4 protein-coding genes, 1 pseudogene and 1 CRISPR repeat array are annotated in these 7,173 nt (G+C 44.0%); all 5 genes and pseudogenes read left to right on the top strand.

The features are described 5' to 3' along the window. Window positions 1–143 precede the first annotated feature (143 nt). The 5 genes and pseudogenes from prfA (at window position 144) to mnmG (ending at window position 6,245) form a co-directional block, all read left to right on the top strand. Window positions 144–1,208, top strand: coding sequence for a peptide chain release factor 1 (gene prfA / locus ACESPQ_RS00835; RefSeq protein ID WP_373143942.1), 1,065 nt, complete (start codon window positions 144–146; stop codon window positions 1,206–1,208). After that, window positions 1,208–2,068 (top strand): peptide chain release factor N(5)-glutamine methyltransferase, encoded by an 861-nt coding sequence (gene prmC / locus ACESPQ_RS00840; RefSeq protein WP_109769872.1) that lies wholly within the window; start codon window positions 1,208–1,210, stop codon window positions 2,066–2,068. Before prfA ends, prmC begins: the two co-directional genes overlap by 1 nt. Window positions 2,069–2,357: 289 nt before the next feature. Further along, window positions 2,358–3,067 (top strand): annotated as a pseudogene (locus ACESPQ_RS00845) (pirin family protein). Window positions 3,068–4,021: 954 nt separating this feature from the next. After that, window positions 4,022–4,357, top strand: coding sequence for a hypothetical protein (locus tag ACESPQ_RS00850; RefSeq protein WP_109769947.1), 336 nt, complete (start codon window positions 4,022–4,024; stop codon window positions 4,355–4,357). Between the two features lie 13 nt (window positions 4,358–4,370). Continuing rightward, entirely contained in the window at window positions 4,371–6,245 is a 1,875-nt protein-coding gene (gene mnmG / locus ACESPQ_RS00855; protein WP_373143778.1) for a tRNA uridine-5-carboxymethylaminomethyl(34) synthesis enzyme MnmG, read from the top strand. A gap of 111 nt (window positions 6,246–6,356) precedes the next feature. Then, window positions 6,357–7,127: direct repeats of the CRISPR family, unit length 32 nt; unit sequence ATTTAGATCCACTAGCCTCAGGGAGGCTAGAC. Window positions 7,128–7,173: the final 46 nt, after the last annotated feature.

Genomic DNA, 7,173 nt, shown 5'->3' on the forward strand with positions numbered 1-7,173 from the left:
TGCATATATTCGAAGGGAAAGCATTTATTCCTACATTTTATTCTTTGCAATTCAGCCGTTCAATGATATAGTATATAAGGATATTTATGCGTTTTTCAGGCATAATGAGAGAAAGAACTCGTAGGAGGTATAGTATGAGTGTAATGATAGAACGACTCGAAGGAATGGTGAACCGTTATCATGAAATCAATGAAATGATGATGTCACCGGAAATCGTAACCGACAGCAGGATGCTGGCTAAGCTGGGACGTGAGCAGGCCGATCTGACACAGGTGGTGGAAACCTATACGGAATATAAAAACAGTGTGAGTGCTCTGGAGGATGCCAAGGCGCTTTTGCTGGAGGATGACAAGGAAATCAAGGAAATGGCGAAGATGGAAATCGAGGAGCTGGAGCCTAAGATTGAGGAATATCTGGAAAAGCTGGAAATTCTTCTGATACCAAAGGATCCCAATGATTCTCATAATGCCATCGTCGAGATCCGCGGGGCAGCCGGTGGAGATGAAGGAAATATCTTCGCAGGTGACCTGTACCGGATGTACAGCAAATTTGCAGAGAGTCAGGGCTGGAAGATAGAAATCGTAGAAATGGATGACTGCGAAGCAGGCGGCTTCTCCCTCGTATCCTTTATGATAAAGGGAGACGGCGTTTATGGTAAACTGAAATTTGAATCCGGAAGTCATCGTGTACAGCGCGTTCCCAAGACAGAAAGTCAGGGGCGTATCCATACCTCTACAGCAACTGTTCTGGTAACACCGGAAATCGAACCGGAGGATTTTGATATCGATATGAACGATCTGGAAATGGAAACCATGCGCGCCAGCGGAGCAGGAGGTCAGCACATCAATAAGACCGATTCCGCAGTTCGTATTGTGCATAAGCCCACCGGAATTACGGTTAAGTGTCAGGACGGACGTTCACAGCATGAAAACCGTGCCACTGCATTGATGACAATCCGTTCCCGTGTGTATGAGGAGCATCAGCGCAAGCTGGAAGAAGAGCAGGGAATCGAACGCCGGAATAAGATCGGTACCGGAGATCGTGCAGAAAAAATCCGTACCTATAATTATCCGCAGAATCGTGTAACCGATCATCGTATCGGATATACCGTGAATCAGCTGGATCGTATTATGGAAGGCAGAATGCAGGATCTGCTGGATGCATTACTGAGTGCGGATCAGCAGGCAAAGCTGGCAGGGGAGAAATAATGAGCAGCTATCATTCCGTGCTGAAGAATGCCCAGGCGCGTATGGAGGCAGCGGGCTATGGTGAACAGTCTGCCCTGCTGTATATGCTGGAGCTGACGAATAAAGAAGCGCACAATCTGTATATGGAGTTTGATGAGGAAATGCAGCCGGAGCTGGAAGGAATGTATGAAGAAGGCATTCAGCGCCTTCTTACAGGTATACCTCTCGGACATGTTCTTGGCTTTGAATGGTTTTACGGCTATCGCTTTACCGTGAATGAGGATGTTTTGATTCCGCGCCCGGAAACGGAAGAGCTGGTCGCAAATATTCTGGCAGCCTATGATGAGTATTTTTCCACTCAGGATAATGTGACGGCGGTGGATATCGGAACCGGTAGCGGGGCGATTGCGGTTTCTTTGAAGAAGGAAGAACCGAATCTGCATATGATGGCAACGGATATCAGTGAACAGGCTGTAGCTATTGCGAAAAAGAATGCAGATGACAATGAGGCTGTCGTCAATTTCATGGTTGGGGATATGCTGCAGCCGTTGATTGACCGCAATCTGAAAGTTGATATTCTGATTAGTAACCCTCCCTACATACCGCGTGAAGAGGAAATGGAACACAGTGTTGTGGACTATGAACCGCACGTGGCGCTGTTTGGAGGAGAGGACGGCTTGAAATTCTATCGCATTATCTTTGAAAATGCCGCAAAGGTGTTGAAGGAACGTGCTATGATGGCGTTTGAAATGGGCTATAATCAGAAGGAAGCGCTAAGTGAAGAGGCGAAGAAATATTTTCCAAATGCAAGAATTGAGGTTCTTAAGGATATGTCCGGTAAAAACCGGATGCTGTTTGTTTATTTGAATATGGAACACTGAGGGTACTTGAAAGAGTATCCTTTCTTTTTGCTGTTTTGCGTCTGAATGCCTGTGGTAAAGCACTGCGGAATCACTGTTACAGCACATAGCCGCAGACAAGAGCGTTTATAAATCCTGATGGCGGACAACAAGATGCGAACGTTCTGGATAAGGGGCATGCCAGAAAAAGCAGCACATGTATTATGAATCACGCGGCATCTGAGAGTTTTTTTATCTCAGTGATGTTCAGTGTAACTGCGCATGCATGGAAGTGTTATACATGTATATACTGGATATGGAGGTATGGACAATGATGAAAAAGATTGATCACCGCAATATGGGAAGAAGCTGTCTCAGTTGGCTGGACAGCTGGTTTCACTTTTCCTTTGCGAAATATTACAATCTGAAAAATATGCATTCGGTGTGCTGCGGGTAGTTAATGATGATACGATACAGCCTCATACCGGCTTTGAAACCCATCCGCATCGGGATATGGAAATCATAGCCTGTGTGATTGGGGGTGAGCTGACCCACGCCGACAGCATGCAAAATGTATCAACACTGAAACGTGGGGAAATACAGTACATGAGTGCGGGTACCGGAGGTTTCCACAGTGAGAAAAACGACGGGGACGAAATATCACGTTTGCTTCAAATCTGGATTTTGCCTGATCGAAGCGGTTATACTCCGCAGTATGGTGAAGCACGCATTCCATGGGAGGCTCGCGAAAACCGTTTGCTGCATATCGTAAGTGGTCATAAGAATACAGCTTATGTGCAAATCCATCAGGATATGGATATTTATGTCAGTGCTTTATCTTCCAGAAAAGAACTGGATATTCCTGTAGAGCCTTCCCGTCAGGTATATCTTATTGTTATTGAAGGTGAGGTGGAGTGTAATGATATTTGCTTACAGCAGTGTGATGCTGTGGAAATTGATGAAAGCTTTTGCATCAAGACACTGCAGAGAGCTCATGTCATTCTGCTTGATATGGCAAGGAAGGTTTATTTCCAGGAATGACATGAATTGCATAAAGTGGAGGAGATAAGATTTCAGGGCTGCTATAGGAGCATTGTGTGATTTTATAATTAACTATAGGTTATTTCAGAGAAATGTCAAAAAATTTAGGAGTTTAAAAAAAAGAAACCGTATGTAATAGTGGAGGTAGCAGTATGGACACAAGGATATGTGTGCTGAAATGAAGGGGAAGTACATACGGATCAGATCGTAGCGTATCTGATGTTTCTGACGCTGATCTATATGATCGAACGGCAGAGCCGCCGGTAACGCAGCGAAGTAAATGATCGATTTCTGCGGCAGTCCTTATCCTGCATGTGGAAATCTTGCACACCCCTTCTGTCTCAGACCTCTGTAAAAAAAGAGAGTGCTGGCTTGCCGGCTACACTCTCTTTTCAGCCTTTATAGGCTTTCTGTCTCAGTATCTAAAGTATAGAAAAAAATCAATGAAAAGTCAATGCTTTTCCTTGTTTTCTATAAGTGTTTTTCCCGCTTTCTATTAGTGTGTTTTGGAATTAGTGTATTCAGCTTTGAATATGATGGCAGGCACAGGACTATTCAAATCTCTGTTATTTTTTAATATGTATATCATAAAGTTCCATGTGTTGATTTTCAATGTCTTAATCTGGACTGTATTTTCTTACAAATCAATCAGCTAATAATTGCAGTAAGCAAGCAGAATACGCAAGTGAATACTATTGAATCTATACGGAAATCTGTGTGTAATAAAAGAAAATCTGTTTTCTGGAAACAAGGATTACCTTATGCAGAAGAATCGGTAAAACGGAGCGCTTACAGTGCTCGCTAGAACGAATACAAACGCAAAATATAAAAAAATCCCTGTTCATACGTCTGAAAATATTCTATAATATAACCCGAATGAGGACATATTCGGGATTGGGTTTCTCATGAGATTATAGGCTGTGGGATGCATTGGAAATGAAGGAAGGAATCATCATGAAATATAACAATTCACGTCTCAGCTTGAAACAGCGCTGGCTGTCATTTGCGCTCTGTATTCTTATAGCACTGCTAGCTGGCATATTTGCACTCTATTCATATATAGAAGCATATCCGTTCTGGATGTGTGCAGACAGTCTGCTTGTCTGCATTCTTCTGTTATGCACTGCTGTTTTCCTGCTTCGCATGAATTTGAGAAGGAAGCGGATTCAGCAGGAGTTTGTAAGTGAATTTGATAAGGAAATACGTAAAAAGGAGCATATGTGTCCACACTGCGGGGCCCTGATGGGATCGGGAAATACCTGTGCAAAATGTGGCTATAAGGGACATTAGGAAAGGAAATCGTATGGTTGATGTTATCGTAATTGGCGGGGGTCATGCAGGAGTTGAGGCTGCGTTGGCCTGTGCCCGTTTGAAGAAAACGACAATTCTATACTCTATGCATATTGATATGATTGCATCCATGCCATGCAATCCGAGTGTTGGAGGTCCTGCAAAGGGAATCGTCGTGAGAGAGATTGACGCACTTGGCGGTGAAATGGGAAAAGCTGCCGATGCGACTGCATTGCAGTTTAAAATGCTGAATACAACGAAGGGACCGGGTGTTCAGTGTCTTCGCGTACAATCGGATAAGCTGGAATATAAGCGCTATATGCAAGACAAGCTATTACAACAGGAGTACCTGGAAATCCGTGAAATGTGTGTGGAAGAGGTGCTGGCTAAGGATGGCAGGATAAGCGGCGTTCGTCAAAAGGATGGAACCGTTGTGAACTGTCGTGCTTTGATTATGACAACGGGTACATTTATGAGCAGTACGGTTCTGGTTGGGCATACTTCTACCTTAAGCGGTCCTGAGGATGAGCCAACAACGGAGAATTTGTCACAGAGTCTTCGTAATCTGGGGATTGAAACCTTTCGATTGAAAACTGGAACACCTGCCCGTGTACGAACGGCGTCCATTGATTTTTCAAAAACCGTAGTACAGCCGGGAACGGATGAATTTATCTGCTTCTCTGAGGATACAAAGGAAATTCGTCCATTTGATCAGCAGGCTGTCTGTTATCTTACCTACACGACGGCAAAGACGCACGACATTATCAACAGAAATCTGAAGCGCTCTGCCATGTATTCCGGATTGGTGAAGGGAGTGGGACCGCGTTATTGTCCCAGTATTGAGGATAAGCTGGTACGTTTTGCGGATAAAGAGCGTCATCAGATTTTTCTGGAGCCGGAAAGCGAGTCGCTGGATACGACCTACGTACAGGGCTTCTCTACCTCTATGCCGTACGATGTACAAGAGGCTATGCTGCATTCTCTGCCTGGTCTGGAAAACTGCACTATTGAAAAATATGCCTATGCGATTGAATATGATGCCATAGATCCGCTGCAATGCAAGCCGACCTTGGAAAATAAAATCATTGAGAATTTATATACTGCTGGACAGATCAACGGTACTAGTGGATATGAGGAAGCTGCGGCACAGGGACTGATGGCAGGAATCAATGCAGTTCGCAAGCTGGATCACAAGGAACCTTTAATCCTGCATCGTGATGAAGCCTATATCGGTGTCATGATTGATGATCTGGTGACAAAGGGGACAAAGGAGCCGTATCGTCTGCTTACTTCCCGTGCTGAATATCGGCTGCTGCTGCGTCATGATAATGCAGACGCAAGACTAAGCGAATATGGGTATGAGACAGGTCTGATCAGCGATGAGCGTTATGCACGATATCAGAAGAAAATGCAAAATATCGAAGAAATGATTTCCTATCTTGCAGGTGTTCGGTTTACACCAAAATCAACAGTTAATGGATTGCTGGAACGGCTAGGACTGGATGTGTTGAAGGAGGGGATCAGTGCTGCAGAGCTGCTGAAGCGACCGGGAATTACCATCGCACTTTTAGAGCCCTATCTGGAACGCGAATTTGATCCTGCGATTGCGAAGCTTGTGCAAATCGAGATTCGCTACGAGGGATACATAAAAAAAGCCAAGCGTGATGCGGAACATCTGCGGGCGATGGACAAGGTATGCCTGCCTGAGCGGTTTGACTATGATCAGGTGGTGAATCTGTCACTGGAGGCAAGACAGAAGCTGAATAAGGTAAAGCCTCTGACGATGGGACAGGCCTCCCGTATTTCGGGTGTGAATCCTGCGGATATTGCAGTCCTTGCTGTTTTTATGGAACAGCTAAAGCGCACATATGAAAAGAAGAGTGGATAAACAAAATGAATTAAAAAATACGATGTTCTTAAGCCTGTAATAATCTTGCATTACTGTCAGGCAAAAGGAAATCGTATTTTTTCATAGGATAATGGGAAATCTTATAAAAAAATTTAGATCCACTAGCCTCAGGGAGGCTAGACCTCATTAACCTACATGCCATTATTAACACAAAATAGTAGATTTAGATCCACTAGCCTCAGGGAGGCTAGACTGGATATGTGCCATACACTATAATTAATAGTAGTAATTTAGATCCACTAGCCTCAGGGAGGCTAGACCTTTATCTATTTTCCCATCGATATATAGATCCTATTTAGATCCACTAGCCTCAGGGAGGCTAGACTTTTGATATGCAATACCATGGGAAAGTATATAGAATTTAGATCCACTAGCCTCAGGGAGGCTAGACCACATTCATATCTTTAATAGGCGTTACAACCGCTATTTAGATCCACTAGCCTCAGGGAGGCTAGACATAATGTACCTGCTTATTATCCCCCGCAGTAACAGATTTAGATCCACTAGCCTCAGGGAGGCTAGACAACAAATGTCTCCCAAATTTGTTATTCAGTATAACATTTAGATCCACTAGCCTCAGGGAGGCTAGACTAAAGATAGGTTGAACAATCAACCAACTCACTATGATTTAGATCCACTAGCCTCAGGGAGGCTAGACTTCGCTTGCGCCTGTTACATCAGTTTTATCAATATAAATTTAGATCCACTAGCCTCAGGGAGGCTAGACGACGCAGCTTTACAGATACGTAATATCAGACGAGAAATTTAGATCCACTAGCCTCAGGGAGGCTAGACAGCAGCTATATTTTATAATATTACTTGTCCACATATTTAGATCCACTAGCCTCAGGGAGGCTAGACTCCAGACAAAGAGGCTTCGGAAGAGCGAAAGCCATTTAGATCCACT

Source organism: Clostridium sp. HGF2 (assembly GCF_964240115.1).
GTDB lineage: Bacteria > Bacillota_I > Bacilli_A > Erysipelotrichales > Erysipelotrichaceae > Clostridium_AQ > Clostridium_AQ innocuum.